Annotated in this window: 11 protein-coding genes; 7 read left to right on the forward strand and 4 right to left on the reverse strand. The window is 62.7% G+C overall.

Annotation, left to right across the window (positions count from 1 at the left end; all coding sequences use genetic code 11):
- Positions 1 to 34 precede the first annotated feature (34 nt).
- On the forward strand, positions 35 to 427 hold the full coding sequence (locus A9D13_RS08245) for a hypothetical protein (RefSeq protein ID WP_066772385.1): 393 nt from the start codon (positions 35 to 37) through the stop codon (positions 425 to 427).
- Here the strand turns inward: A9D13_RS08245 and A9D13_RS08250 are convergent.
- The gene (locus A9D13_RS08250) at positions 424 to 732 is read right to left on the reverse strand and encodes an antibiotic biosynthesis monooxygenase family protein (protein ID WP_066772387.1); all 309 of its coding nucleotides are present in this window, start codon (positions 730 to 732) and stop codon (positions 424 to 426) included. The two genes, A9D13_RS08245 and A9D13_RS08250, sit on opposite strands and share 4 nt — an antisense overlap.
- A gap of 115 nt (positions 733 to 847) precedes the next feature.
- Between A9D13_RS08250 and A9D13_RS08255 the strand changes: the two genes are divergently transcribed.
- The 6 genes from A9D13_RS08255 (at position 848) to A9D13_RS08280 (ending at position 6,229) form a co-directional block, all read left to right on the forward strand.
- Positions 848 to 1,216 (forward strand): hypothetical protein, encoded by a 369-nt coding sequence (locus tag A9D13_RS08255; protein ID WP_066772393.1) that lies wholly within the window; start codon positions 848 to 850, stop codon positions 1,214 to 1,216.
- A complete protein-coding gene (gene argC, locus A9D13_RS08260) occupies positions 1,213 to 2,172 on the forward strand; it encodes an N-acetyl-gamma-glutamyl-phosphate reductase (protein ID WP_066772394.1) in 960 nt (319 codons plus the stop codon). The genes A9D13_RS08255 and argC overlap by 4 nt, the downstream gene beginning before the upstream one ends.
- Positions 2,173 to 2,465: 293 nt before the next feature.
- Positions 2,466 to 2,804: a P-II family nitrogen regulator gene (locus tag A9D13_RS08265; protein WP_066772395.1), complete on the forward strand. Its 339-nt coding sequence runs from the start codon at positions 2,466 to 2,468 to the stop codon at positions 2,802 to 2,804.
- Between the two features lie 101 nt (positions 2,805 to 2,905).
- On the forward strand, positions 2,906 to 4,315 hold the full coding sequence (glnA, locus tag A9D13_RS08270; protein ID WP_066772397.1) for a type I glutamate--ammonia ligase: 1,410 nt from the start codon (positions 2,906 to 2,908) through the stop codon (positions 4,313 to 4,315).
- Positions 4,316 to 4,515: 200 nt separating this feature from the next.
- Positions 4,516 to 5,649 carry a hypothetical protein gene (locus tag A9D13_RS08275; RefSeq protein WP_082922217.1) on the forward strand — a complete coding sequence of 378 codons (1,134 nt, stop codon included), beginning with the start codon at positions 4,516 to 4,518 and terminating at the stop codon, positions 5,647 to 5,649.
- Between the two features lie 16 nt (positions 5,650 to 5,665).
- On the forward strand, positions 5,666 to 6,229 hold the full coding sequence (locus tag A9D13_RS08280) for a fasciclin domain-containing protein (RefSeq protein WP_066772399.1): 564 nt from the start codon (positions 5,666 to 5,668) through the stop codon (positions 6,227 to 6,229).
- Between the two features lie 97 nt (positions 6,230 to 6,326).
- Here the strand turns inward: A9D13_RS08280 and A9D13_RS08285 are convergent, their stop codons facing one another.
- From A9D13_RS08285 to A9D13_RS08295, 3 genes are read right to left on the reverse strand one after another with little or no spacing between them, the layout of a single operon-like run.
- Positions 6,327 to 10,523, reverse strand: coding sequence for a translocation/assembly module TamB domain-containing protein (locus A9D13_RS08285; RefSeq protein ID WP_066772401.1), 4,197 nt, complete (start codon positions 10,521 to 10,523; stop codon positions 6,327 to 6,329).
- Positions 10,523 to 12,685: an autotransporter assembly complex protein TamA gene (locus tag A9D13_RS08290; protein ID WP_229665183.1), complete on the reverse strand. Its 2,163-nt coding sequence runs from the start codon at positions 12,683 to 12,685 to the stop codon at positions 10,523 to 10,525. Before A9D13_RS08290 ends, A9D13_RS08285 begins: the two co-directional genes overlap by 1 nt.
- 55 nt (positions 12,686 to 12,740) lie before the next feature.
- Positions 12,741 to 13,604, reverse strand: coding sequence for an arginyltransferase (locus A9D13_RS08295; protein ID WP_066772403.1), 864 nt, complete (start codon positions 13,602 to 13,604; stop codon positions 12,741 to 12,743).
- Positions 13,605 to 13,683 lie beyond the last annotated feature (79 nt).

Consider the following 13,683-nt stretch of genomic DNA (forward strand, 5'->3'; position numbering starts at 1 on the left):
AAACGGCCGGAACCGAACGCAAGGAAACCGAACAATGGCAACGATCGAACAACCCGCCTCGCTGGAAGAAAAGCTGGCCGAATGCATGGATATCGATGGCGCGATGGCTGCCGCCGTCATTGATGAGATGAGCGGCATGGCGCTCGCCACCGTGGGCAAGCTCAATGGCGGGGCCGACATCGACCTCGCCGCCGCGGGCAATACCGAGGTGATGCGCGCCGAGCTGAAGATGCTCAAGCATGTCGGACTTGGCGACGATGTGGAGGACATATTGATCACGCTGGGCGAATGGTATGAACTGCTGCGCCCGCTGACCGATGCGTCGGGCAAGGGCATGTTCGTCTATGTCGCGCTGGATCGCCGCCGCGCCAATCTGGCGCTGGCCCGCATCAAGCTGCGCGAGGTGGAAGCGCAGCTGGCGCTTTAATCCTTGCCTTTGACAGGCACGAGCATGTCGGTCTCGACCGCTAGCTCCGTCTGGGTGAAGGAGAGTACATAGGCGGGACGCTCTGACGTCACTCGCTGCTCCATGGCCCGGTCGCGGACTTCGCGGCTGGGCCATCGTGCGAATGCGACATAATCGCCCCCGGCTTCGCGCGTCAGGCATGACCCGAGGCCGCCGTGAAGGTCGCGCAATTCCCCAGTCGTTTCTTTCCAGCGTTCGACGAACTGCGTTTCATGCCCCGGCTCGATCGTCCAGCGGTAAAGCACGGCGAAACCTTTGTCTGCCATGATGACCTTCCTGCCATGGCCGCGCGGCGGAAAACTTGCCCAAACGTGATGGGCAGTCTAAGCGCGCGGAGCCGAATTTGACCCAATAGATCCAAGATCAGAACAGACCAGACCCTTGACCGAAACTGTCGCCTTTCCGCTTTCCGGTAAATCCTTTGCCCTTTCGGGCCCGAGCCAGCGTCCCGATCCGGCCATGACCCCGGTGCGCGGCGACCTTGCGCATGTGGCTCTGGCGGGCAAGGTGTTCGTGCCGCATTACGCCGTGCCGATGCCGCATCGCGCGACCATGGCGGTGCCGGTGATGGAAAGCATCGCGGGCGATGCGCGCCCGGTCGGCGCCCTGTCCGAGGGCGGGATCTTCGCGGTGCTCGACATGGCGGGCAGCCACGCATGGGGCATGATCATGGGCGATGCAGAGGGCGAGTTCGGCCCGGTCGGCTATGTGCCGCTGGACGCATTGGAAGCGCAGGACGCCAAGGCATGACCACCAGCGTTTTCATCGACGGCGCCGCAGGCACCACCGGGCTCGAAATCGCGCAGCGGCTGGGCGATCGCCCCGATATCTCGCTGATCATTCTCTCTGACGACAAGCGCAAGGACGATGCTGCCCGGGCCGAGGCGATCAACGATTGCGATATCGCGGTGCTGTGCCTGCCCGACGATGCGGCCCGCGCTGCGATCGCCATGATCCGCAACGATACGACGCGCGTGATCGACGCATCGACCGCGCACCGCACCGCGCCCGGCTGGATCTATGGCTTTCCCGAGCTGGTCGGCAGCGACAAGGTCGCCGCCTCGCGCTTCACCGCCAATCCGGGCTGCTATCCCACCGGCTTTCTCGCGCTTGTCGCGCCGCTGGTGGCCGATGGACTGCTGCCTGCCGACTGGCCTTACACGCTAAACGCCGTCTCGGGCTATTCGGGCGGCGGCAAGGCGCTGATCGAGCGGTTTGAAAGCGCCGATGCCGCAGGCGACGGTATCGCTTTTCGCGACTACGGCCTTGCCATGGGGCACAAGCACATCCCCGAGATGAAGGCGCTTGCAGGGCTGGCCCACGATCCGCTGTTCGCGCCCGCCGTGGTCGATGCCTATCGCGGCATGATCGTCGAGGTGCCGATCCCCGTCGCCGCCATGCAGTCGATGCGCATGCGCGTCGCCGATGCGGCCGCGATGCGCGATGCCCTTTCCAGCTTCTATGCCGGCAGCGCGCTGGTCTCGGTATCGAGCGAAGCCATGTCGGAACTTCTGCTGCGCGCATCGCTGCCTGCCAGTGACTGCCTCGAACTATTCGTGTTCGGCGCCGAGGATGGCAGCCAGGTGCGCCTTGCCGCCCGGCTCGACAATCTGGGCAAGGGGGCATCGGGTGCGGCGGTGCAGAACCTGAACCTCATGGCCGGCCTGCCGGAGACCGAGGGCCTGCGGCTGGCATCGTTCGCCTAATCATGCGGCACTGCCCAATATTTGGGCAGTGCGTGCGTAATTGATGAACACGGGGTTGCGCATCACGCAACTATCTTGCGCAAATAGCAGCAAAATCCCGGCCGTTTCGTTAATCCGCCCCTTTTCGCGCCCATTCCAAGCGCCTAGGCTCTCACGTGTAACGGGGGTCACGATTCTTGCACTGCACCATGAACTCCATGGCGCATGCGGCATCGCTGGCACCCTGCCGCGGCAGTCGGCCATTCTGGCGCTGCCATGCATACGAAGAGAGTGTGGGGGCGTAGCGAGAAGCCGTGAAAAAGGTCGAAGCGATCATCAAGCCGTTCAAGCTGGACGAAGTGAAGGAAGCTCTCCACGAAGTGGGCGTATCGGGCATCACCGTGACCGAGGCGAAAGGTTTCGGCAGGCAAAAAGGCCATACCGAGCTTTACCGCGGCGCCGAATATGTCGTCGACTTCCTGCCGAAGGTTAAGCTGGAAGTCGTCGTTCCTTCGGAAACCGTCGACCGCGTGATCGAGGCGATCACCAATGCCGCCCAGACGGGCCGCATCGGCGATGGCAAGATCTTCGTCTCGCCCATCGAGACGGCGATCCGCATCCGCACCGGCGAACAGAACGCCGACGCGATCTGAGGTTCCGGCCAGCGGGCCGTCGAGGTCCTCTGGCCCCAACAAATCTGCAATCCCCCGGCATGGTCAGTCACCGCCGGGTTCATCCACGAAAGGGATCAAAAATGGCCTCTGCAAAGGACATTCTGAAGAAGATCAAGGACGAGGAGATCGAATGGGTCGATCTTCGCTTCACCGACCCCAAGGGCAAGTGGCAGCACCTGCAGATGCTCGCCGCCCCGCTGGGCGAGGACGAGCTGGAGCAGGGCCTGATGTTCGACGGTTCGTCGATCGAGGGCTGGAAGGCCATCAACGAGTCGGACATGATCCTCAAGCCCGACCTCGAAGCATGCTATGTCGAGCCGTTCTCGGCTACCCCGATGCTCATCCTGTTCTGCGACATCGTCGAGCCTTCGACCGGTGAGCTGTACGCCCGCGACCCGCGCGCGACCGCCAAGCGCGCCGAAGCTTTCCTCAAGACCACCGGTCTTGGCGACACCGTCTATGTCGGCCCGGAGCCGGAATTCTTCATGTTCGACGACGTGAAGTTCTATGACGGCTACGATGGCTCGGGCTTCAAGATCGACGACATCGAGCTGCCCGGCAACACCAACAAGGAATATGAAGCCGGCAACCTCGGCCACCGTCCGCGCGCCAAGGGCGGCTATTTCCCCGTGCCGCCGGTCGACAGCTGCATGGACATCCGCGGCGAGATGGTCTCGACCCTCGTCGAGATGGGCCTGCCGATGGACAAGCATCACCACGAAGTGGCCTCGGCCCAGCACGAGCTTGGCATCACTTTCGGCACGCTGACCACCACGGCCGACCGCGTGCAGATCTACAAGTATGTCGTGATGATGGTCGCTCAGGCCTATGGCAAGACCGCGACCTTCATGCCGAAGCCGATCAAGGCCGACAACGGCAGCGGCATGCACACCCACATGTCGATCTGGAACGATGGCAAGAACACATTTGCGGGCAATGGCTATGCCGGCCTGTCGGACACCTGCCTCTATTATATCGGCGGTGTCATCAAGCACGCCAAGGCTCTGAACGCCTTCACCAACCCGACCACCAACAGCTACAAGCGCCTGGTGCCGGGCTTCGAAGCACCCGTGCTGCTGGCCTATTCGGCTCGCAACCGTTCGGCTTCGTGCCGTATCCCTTACGGTGCAGGCGAAAAGGCGAAGCGCGTCGAGTTCCGCTTCCCCGATCCGCTGGCCAACCCCTATCTGTCGAGCGCGGCCCTGCTGATGGCCGGCATCGACGGGATAAAGAACAAGATCCACCCGGGCGACGCCATGGACAAGAACCTCTATGACCTGCCGCCGGCAGAGCTGGCCGAGGTTCCGACCGTCTGCGGCAGCTTGCGTGAAGCGCTCCTGGCCCTTGAAGCCGACCATGAGTTCCTTCTCGAAGGCGGCGTGTTCACCAAGGACCAGATCGACGCCTATGCCGAGCTGAAGTGGGAAGAAGTCATGCGCTTCGAAACCACGCCCAGCGCGGTCGAATACGACATGTACTACAGCGCGTAAGCGCACAGGCTCCGGCCCCGTTCAACGCGGGCCGTACCGCCGGTACAGGCAAGAAGGCGCGGGAGGGGAAACCTTCCCGCGCCTTTCCTTATGCGTTACCGGCCAGCCGGTCGTAACACTTCCGGGTCGGCGCTGATCGGAACAGGGACCGTTGCGAGGCGTTCCCACCCCACGAGCCCATTCAGCAACGCCGGAAGATCATGCAAAACAGCACCATAGCCAAGACCCTCATCGCCAGTGTCGCCTCGCTGGCCCTCGCCGCCACCGCTGCACAGGCGCAGGGGCAAGGCAAGGGTAATGGCAATGGCAATGGTGGAGGCAACGGCGGCGGCAACGCCCAGGCGCAGGGCAACCCCGGCGGCGGCAATGGTGGGGGAAACGGTAACGGTAACGGCAATGCCGCCAACAAGGGCAATTCCGCCGACAAGGGCAATTCCGGCCAGAATGCCACTCGTGGCAATCCCGGTAATGGGAACGGCAATGCTGGCGGTAGTGCCAATCGTAATCCGGGCAATGGCAATGGCAATGGCAATGGCAATGGCAATGGCAATGGCAATGGCGGCAATGGCGGCAATGGCGGCAATGGCGCCCAAGCCAATGGAAATGCGAATCGCGGTGACAATGGAAATGGCAACGACCGTTTCGTCACAGGCCAAAACGGGGATCGCAACGGCAACGGGGGGAAAAGCACCCGCGTCGCGATAGACCCCGCACGAACCGTTGAGCGCGCCGGCTATATTTTCCGCGACAATGACCGGCTGATCCGCTCGGCGGGTGTTATCGACGGCTGCCCTCCGGGTCTTGCAAAAAAGAACAATGGCTGCACCCCGCCCGGCCTCGATAGCCGCCGAAGCTACCGTTATGACAATGCCGACTGGTGGGGCCTGCCGGGTCTCGCATCGGGCGATTATCGCTATTACGCCGGCAATCTCGTGCGTTATGGCGGCGGATCGATCCTTGGCTACTACCCGCTTTTGGGCGGCGCGCTTTCGGTCGGGAATGTCTGGCCCAACTGGTATGACGCGCAGCCGATCGACCCCTATTACGAAAGCTATTACGGGCTCGGCTCCGACTATCGCTATGCCGACAATGTGATCTATCGCACCGATCCATCCAGCTCGGCAATCACCTCGATCGCGGCGCTGCTGACGGGCGACAGCTTTTCGGTCGGCCAGCCGATGCCCTCGGGCTATGACGTCTATAACGTTCCCTATGGCTACCGTGACCAGTATGTCGACGGGCCGGATGCCTATTACCGTTACAGCGACGGCTATGTGTACGAGGTCGATCCGACCACGCAGCTGATCCAGACCGCCATCCAGCTGCTGCTCTGATCGAACGAGGAAACCCATGACCAACAAGTTCCCATTTCGCTCCTCGCTCGCTCTCGCCGGCGCTTTGGCACTGGCTGTTCCGCTTGCTGCGTGCTCGGGCTCAGAAGACGACGCTGCTTCGCAGGAAGTCGGCAATGAGACGCTGGCATCCGCGCTGGCCGATGGCAGCGATATCGACATGGTCAGCGATGCGCTGAAGGATACCGGCCTTGCGCAGGTGTTCGACGGCACTGCCGCCTATACGGTGTTGGCCCCCACGGATGAGGCTTTCGCCGTGCTGGAGCCGCAGGAAGGCGAGGACACCGACGAGGAAGCGCGCCGCGCCATCGTGGCTGCCGTGCTGCGCGAACATGTCCTGCCCGGCGCATTGTCGCCGACCGATATCGAAAATGCCATCACCGCGCAGGGCGGCCCGGTGACGATCCGCACCATGGGCGAAGGCACGATCAAATTCGCCATGGACGGCGAAACACTGACCATCACCGACGAAGAGGGCGAAAGCGCCAGCATGGTCGGCGATCCGATCCTTGCCAGCAATGGCGTAGTGATCCCGATCGACACGGTGCTGAAACAGCCCTGATCGCTACTCCGGATAAAGCGCAAAGGCCCGGCCCTCCCCTAAGGAGCGCCGGGCCTTTTCGTATCGGTGATCGTCGCAGACGATCGGCCGCGCCTCGTCAGTAGTCCTTCGACGCCTTCGCCTCGATCGAATTGTAATAGTTGATCGAAGAGATCGTGCCGAGCAGCGAAAGCCAGTTCGTGATCCGGTATTCCAGTTCGGTCGCGCTGTAGCCCTTACCGTCGGTCACCAGCTCCACATAGAGGTTGCGCCCGATATACTGACCCACTGCCACGCTGGTCCCGCGGCCAAGCGCCTCGTCCGCGCCCACAACGCGCAGGCGATCGAGGCCGATGGCACTCCTGATCTTGTTGATCGGGTCCAGCCCGCCGCCCCCGCCCTGAAGCGAAGCCAGCGCCGCGCCCAGTTGCAATGCCTCTGGAGCAGAGATGTTGGAGATGGAATCGCCGAACAGCAGGCGCGAGAGCACCTCTTCTTCGGGCAGAGCCGGAACCGAACTGAAGCTGATCTCCGGCTCATAAGCCGTGCCGGTGATATTGATGGTCGCGGTGATGTCGTTGATGTCGGCTTCCGCCTCGATATCGAGGCGCGGGTCCGGCGGGTTGGAACCGGTGAAGCTGATCCGTCCCCTCGTCAGGTCGAAACGCTTGCCCGCAAAGGTGTAGTCGCCACGCACCAGATCGGCCTGGCCATACATGATCGGAGCATCCGTATTGCCACGCAGCCGCACATTCGCGCCCCATTCGCTGTCGAGGCCCATGCCCGTGACGACGAAGCGGTTCTTCGCCCTGACGTCCATCACGTAATTCCAAGGCTCGCTCGCCGCGATCGCGATCTGGCGGTCGGCCGGGATATTGACCTCGGTGCGCTTGATGCTGGGCAGGTTCGCGACCGCGTCCGTATTGGCAAGTTTCCAGTTGCCCTCGATCATGTCGAGCCGCGCGGCGATGGTTCCGACGCCCTTTTCGGCGACGATGCGGATCGGCCCGGTCACGGTCGCACCCATGTCGTCTCGATCAAGCAGGCGCGCATTATTGGCCGCGATGCGGATGTCCATCCCTATCCCTTCGGCAAGATTGGACAAATCGACAGAACCGCTGCCGCGCACCGTACCGTTACCTGACGTGCCGGAGAAGCCCTGAAGGCGGAACATCGATCCATCGAACGTGCCATTGGCCGTGATCCCGGTCACGTCGGTGCCGGTCAGCGTACTCTGCAGGCGCAGGTCGTCGCCTGTCACGGTGCCGCGGATCTGCGGATCGACGATCGTGCCGCGAACGTCTCCGCCGACGGAAACCTCGCCGGTCAGGTCGAACGTCTCGATCGCGGCAAGCCGCCACAAAGCTTCTGCCGGCCCCTTGTATCGAAGCTGCGCAAACAGAGACCCGGCACTCAATCTCTCCACCAGCGTACCAGCGGCCGGCATGTCCGAGATACGCGCCTGAAGCCGCCCTGTGCGGCTGGCATCGTCACGGATGACACTGCGCAATTGCATGTCACCGCCGCTGAGTTCGGCGACCAGAGCCAGATCGACCGGGCGCGATGTCAAAACAAGGCCCGAACGCGTCAGATCGTTCAGCAGCAGCCGTGCCCGGCCCGTTGGCGCAGCGCCGGGACTCGAATGATATTCGACCACGCCCGACACGGCGCCGCCCAGCCCCAGATCCTCGACGAACAGATTCGCCACGTCGAGTGGCATGTCGAGAACGCGCACGGTCGCGTCGGTCTGGGTGCCGAAACGCCCTTCTGCCTGCAGCTTGCCGCCGGCGAAATTGATCTGGCTCTTTTGCAAGGTCCAGCCATTGTCGTCGCGCAGCAGCACCACCGCGCGCGGCATGGAAATCGCCCTGCCCGCATATCGACCGCGCGCCGCAACCTGGATACGCTCGCCCGAAACCTCGCCGGCAAGGCGCATGCGGAAACGGCTGCCGCGGCGGCCCGCAAGATTGGCGCGGAAGGTTCCGGTGCCATCTTCCAGGTGCCCTTCGGCAGCGAAACGCCCGATGAACATGTCGCCGCGCGAAATGCCCTGCGCATTGATCGCGACATCCAGAGTGGCCGCATCGCCGATCACCCCATTGGCCCTGATATGCGCCAGCCGCACTCCGATGACCGGGTCTCCGGTGAATTGCGCATCGCGCAGGATGATATCGGTATCGAGGCCCTGCCCTTCGGCCTTTGGCGTCAACAGGATGTCGCCCGACACGCCGCCGCCGGTGAGGCCAAGCTCGCCCGCGACGCCGTTCTCCTCGACCGTCAGATCACCGCTCAACGTCGTGTCGCTAACGGTCAGCGCGCTGATCGCGATCCGCGTCGGTCCGTCCGCGGGCGAGATCAGCTCGGCATTGCCGGTGAATTCGCCCAGCATCGACTGCCCGTCGGTATCGATGAGGAAACCGTCCTCGCTCGGCGCGATCGCGACGCGTACATCCTGCAGCCCTGCGGCGGGTAGCGGATCGGCAAATACAAGTTCGGCGCGCGGGCCTTTGCCATCAATGGTCGCATCGACGGTGAAGGGGCCATAGGTTTCCTGCTCGCCCTTGCCAGACAGCTTTACCGTGCCATCCACGGCCTGCTCGCCGCTGATGGCCAGCGTCAGCTTCTCGGCATTGACCTCGGCGCTGCGGATCAGGACCGGTCCATCGCTCGACAAGGTGACATCGGCGGTAAATGGAATGGGTGAGCCGACGTAATTGGCAAGTGTGTCATTGGTGACGCGGGTCATGCGACCGTCGACCTTGGCGGAAAGCGAATAGCCCGATGCGGTCAGCCGCGCATCGATATTGGCGCGCGCATTGGCGCTGCCCAGCCCGTCGAAAGCGACGCCATTGGCGATGACCGGCCCGGTGATGCGGTAATCACCCGTGGCGACATTGCCATCCAGTGCCAGCCGTGCACCCGCTCCAGAGGAGTCGAAAGCTATATCGGGTGCGATCAGCTTGTCGCCCGAATAGGTCACGGTCGCCGTCAGACGCGCATTGCGCAGGCGTGGGTCGACCATCTCGCTGCCCGTTCGGATGGTGCTGGCCGTGGCGTCCAACGGCAGCAGCAGCCGCTCGCCGTTCCAGTTGCCGGTCCCTTCGGCCCTGAGCCCGGTCATCGACGTCGTGCCCGACGCGAAACGGTCTGTCGTCACGCGATAGGCGATGGCGAGGTCCTTGCGGAACTCACCGTCCAGCCCCAATCGTGCGGCCAGCCCCTCTGCCCGGATGTCGGGGCCAAGCAGGCCGGGATCGGACAGGATCGCCCTGACCGAGAAGCCATCGAACCTGTTGCCGTCAAGATCGACCGCGCCATTGGCAAGGGCCTTGACCGCATCGCCGGCCAAGACCGTGCGCCCATTGATCACGCTGTCCTTGAACGTGCCATCAAAACGCAGGCTGACCACCTCGCCCAATGCATCGGCCGCCGTGCCCGAAACATAAGCGCGCGGACGGACCTGGCCCAACAGGCCGTAGATCTCTTCCTTCTTGGTGAGCTGCATGGTGACAAGCTCGTTATCGCCCTGGCGCACCAGCGCCCCGCCCTTCCATTCGGTCCAGCTGCCCTTGCCGCCAATGTTGATCTGCAGGTCTTCCTCGGCCCCGGTCATGCCCGCCAGCAGGCCGCCCGCGGGCGCATTGTAATCGACCATCAGGTCGAGCACATCGCCGTTCTGGTCGGCATCAAGCTTCGCGAACAGGCGATCCTCTCCGCCCAGCTCGCTGTTGAGATCAATCTTCGCGCGGCCATCGGTGATATCGGCGCTGGCGAAGAGGTCGATCTTGCGCTCAAACCCGGCGACGGCCTCGTCCACCTGCAGGTCGGTTATTTCCAGCCGGTCGACGCGAATGTCGAAATTGGGAAGAAGCGGCGCGTCCTCATCGCTGGAATTCAGCTCGGGCATGCGCATCAGATGGCCGCGCCGTGCGACCAGCTTTTTCACGTAAAGCCCGCTGGTGAACCATTTCAACGGTCGCCAGTCGAGCTCCATTTCAGGCACGCGAAGGAATTCGCCCTTGGGATCGGAAAAGGCGACATCGGTCAATTGCGCATCGCCAAGAATCGAACCGTCAATGCGGCCAACCTCGATCCTCAGGCCCGAAGCCGGCGCGTAATCAGCCAGCGAATTGGCGATGAAGCGATGGCCGATCGGACTGTCGAGCAGCACGACGCCCAGACCCAGCAGCAGCAGCAGCCCGACGATCCCGCCGATGATACGCGTGCGCCAGTAATGGCCCCAGTCGCGCTTCTTTTTCGCCGGTGCGGCGTCATGATGCGTCGCTTCGGGCATGTCGGTTTCGTGCTCGGCCATCAGAACGACTGCCCCAGCGCGATATAGACACCGATCCTGCTATCACCCGGACGCGGATTCAAAGGCGTTGCCAGATCGACGCGCAGTGGCCCGAAATTGGTGTGATAGCGCATGCCGATGCCAGCGCCATATTGCAGGTTCGACACGCCAGGCGTGGTGCCGGTATCGACCGTGCCCGCATCGATGAAAGGCACGATGGATACCGCGCCATCCAGCAGCCCGGTGCGATAGCGCGCCTCCAGCGAGAATTCAGACAGCGAACGCCCGCCTGTCGGATCGCCGACATCGTTCTGCGGGCCGATGCCCTGATAATCATAGCCGCGTACCGACCCGCCGCCACCGGCATAGAGCCTGCGCGAAGGGGCGACATTGTCGATGGCGGTGCCCTGTATCGTGCCGAATTTCGCGCGACCCGCGATGACAAGGCTGTCGCTGACCGGCTGGTAATAGCGACCCTCGATCCAGCTCCTCGCATATTGCGACTGATTGCCATTCGTGTGCGAGGTTTCGGGCGAGATGAAGCCGGTGATGCGCCAGCCCTTTGTCGGGTCGAGCAGGCTGTCGGAATAATCGAGCGTGACCTGCCCCGGCAGCGCGGCGACGAAATAGGTCTCGCGCGGGCCGACCTCGCCATCCAGGGTCCCTTCGCGTTCCTGCGTTGCGACAAGTTCGAGCCCGATCGACCATGCCAGCTTTTTCTGGAACAGCAGCGTGGAAAGCTTTTCGAACTTGCCGATCGCCGAAACCGTGCGCGCCTCATAGGCATCGCGGTCGATGGTGTTGGCGAACACATCCAGCGTCAGTACGCGGTCGCGCCCGTGCCAGTTGTTGCGGCGGAAGGTCGCGCCTGCCAGTTGCTCCTGCGTGCCCGCAATGGCCCGAAGGCGCAGCATGCCTTCGGGCGGGAAGAAATTGCGGTGCTCCCACGCAGCGGTCGCGGTGAAACCCTGGCCCGTGCCATAGCCCAGCGACCCCGAAATCGTACGCAAGGGTGCGGGCGTCATCTCGACAGCGACGTCCACCGTCCCCGGCTCGCCATCGGTGGGCGCGGTCGTTTCGACCGGTTCGATCGAAAGGCTGGAAACGAGACCGGTGGCAAGGATCGCCTCTCGCAAATCGTCGACATCGCTGGCTTTATAGGAATCGCCTTCATCAAAGCGCGCAATTTCAGAGAGATGCTTGCCCGACAGGAAATCGGGGCTGCCGCTGACAATATTGCCGAAATCATATTTGCCGCCCGACGTCACTTCCAGCGTCAAATCGCCCTCGTCCCGCTCATGATCGATCAAAAGCTCGGGAGCGCCCAGATCGACGAACGGATATCCGGTTTCGCCCAGCGCAATCTGCAAATCGATGCGTTCGGTAACGATCCGGTCTTCCTGTATGTAATCGCCGGGCTGGATCTCGAAATCGGCACGCAGCGCGTCATAATCGTCGCCAGTCTTTTCAAGCCCCGGAAGCTCGACCGCGCCATATTTGTAGCGTTCGCCCGGATCGAGGGTGAACACGAATGTCGCGTCCTTGGCCATGACCCCGCCATCGGGGCCCGAACCCTGACTTTCCGGCGGGGTCCGCACGCGCTGACGCACCTCCGCATCATAGAAACCGTAGACCGAGAGCATTTCGGTCAGCAATTCGCTGTCGGCCTGCGCGCGATTGGCGACCTGCGCGAGATTGTCGTCACCATCGCGCAGGTTCTTGATGTCTGACAGCCCCTCAAACCGCGCGATGAAACCATCAAGTTCGGAGAATTCGGAGAAGCTTTCGGGATAGTTGAACGTGATGCGACCCGAGATCTTGTTTTCGACCAGTTGCGCGCTCTCGTTCTCGTCCTGCCGCTCGGTCATGCCGGGCAAGGCAAGATCGCGCGCAGGCGGATCGTCACGCCAGTTCAACAGGCCCTCAAGCTCTGGATCGATCTCAAGGTCCTCGATCGTGACCTCGAAATCAGAATCCTCCGGCCAGTCTAGCGTGAATCCGTCATCGTCCAGCTCGCTTGCCGGATCGATGTCGTCGGTGGTGGGCGTGTTCGCAGCCTCGGTGTCCATCGCCCAGCTTTCGGGATCGGAGATCGCCGAATCGGGGATCAGTTCCTCAAGCTCTGCGTCGGCATCCATGCTCTGCGCCATGGCCATGCCGGGCAGGCACGCGAGCGCAAGCACAAGCGCACCCCCAAGGGAGGCAGGAGAAGTCAGGTAATGGGCAGATGCCCTGCGATCAGTTTTCGAGGATGCGATACTGGTCCTGTCCGCCGGGCACGCCGTCCTTGTTGGCCCCCAGTGAGGAATCGCCCTTCCCGTCCGGACGATTGTCCGACGCCATACCGGCAATGAGAGAATCCTGCCTGCCTGCATCGAAACGTTCCCAGCCTTCGCGACCCAGCCTTTCCAGAGGCCGGTAACGTACCTTGTACTGCATACGCGAAGACCCCTCGATCCAGTAACCTAGATAGACATAGGGCAGACCGGCCTTCGCAGCGCGGTCAATGTGGTCGAGGATAATGTAATTGCCAAGCCCCGAACGGCCTGAATGATCCGGATCATAAAATGAATAGATCATTGAAAGACCGTCGTTCTGGCGATCGGTCAGGCAGGCGCCGATCAGGCGGCCGGGCTCTCCGTTCTCTCCCGGCTCGCGGTATTCCACGACATAGGAGGTGACGGGCGTCTGCTCGATCATGTCGGCGTAATCCATCGAATCCATGGCGGACATGCCGCCGCCGGGATGGCGCGCCTTCAGATATTTCTGGAGCAGTTCATATTGCTCGACCGTCGACCACGGGCGGCAGGCCGTCGCGATCAGGTCGGAATTCTTGGACATGGTCCGACTCTGGGTGCGCGAGGGGGCAAATTCGCTTGCCACCACGCGCACCGAGACACATGCGTTGCATCCCGCGCAGCTGGGCCGATAGGCGACCGTCTGGCTGCGTCGAAAGCCGATTCGCCCGAGAGCATCATTGAGAGCTTCTGAATCCGGGCCGGACAGTTCCGTGAAAACCTTACGCTCCTGGCGACCCGGCAGGTATGGGCACGGAGCCGGGGCCGTTACATAGAAGCGGGGGAATTTCACGGGGGCTGACACGAATCTCGGACCTGAACCCTTGGCTGCTGCGGACTAGGTGAACGCAAGGGGCATACTTGCGTTCCATGCCAAAATGCAT

Origin of the sequence: Croceicoccus mobilis, from assembly GCF_001661965.1 — a bacterium.
GTDB lineage: Bacteria > Pseudomonadota > Alphaproteobacteria > Sphingomonadales > Sphingomonadaceae > Croceicoccus > Croceicoccus mobilis.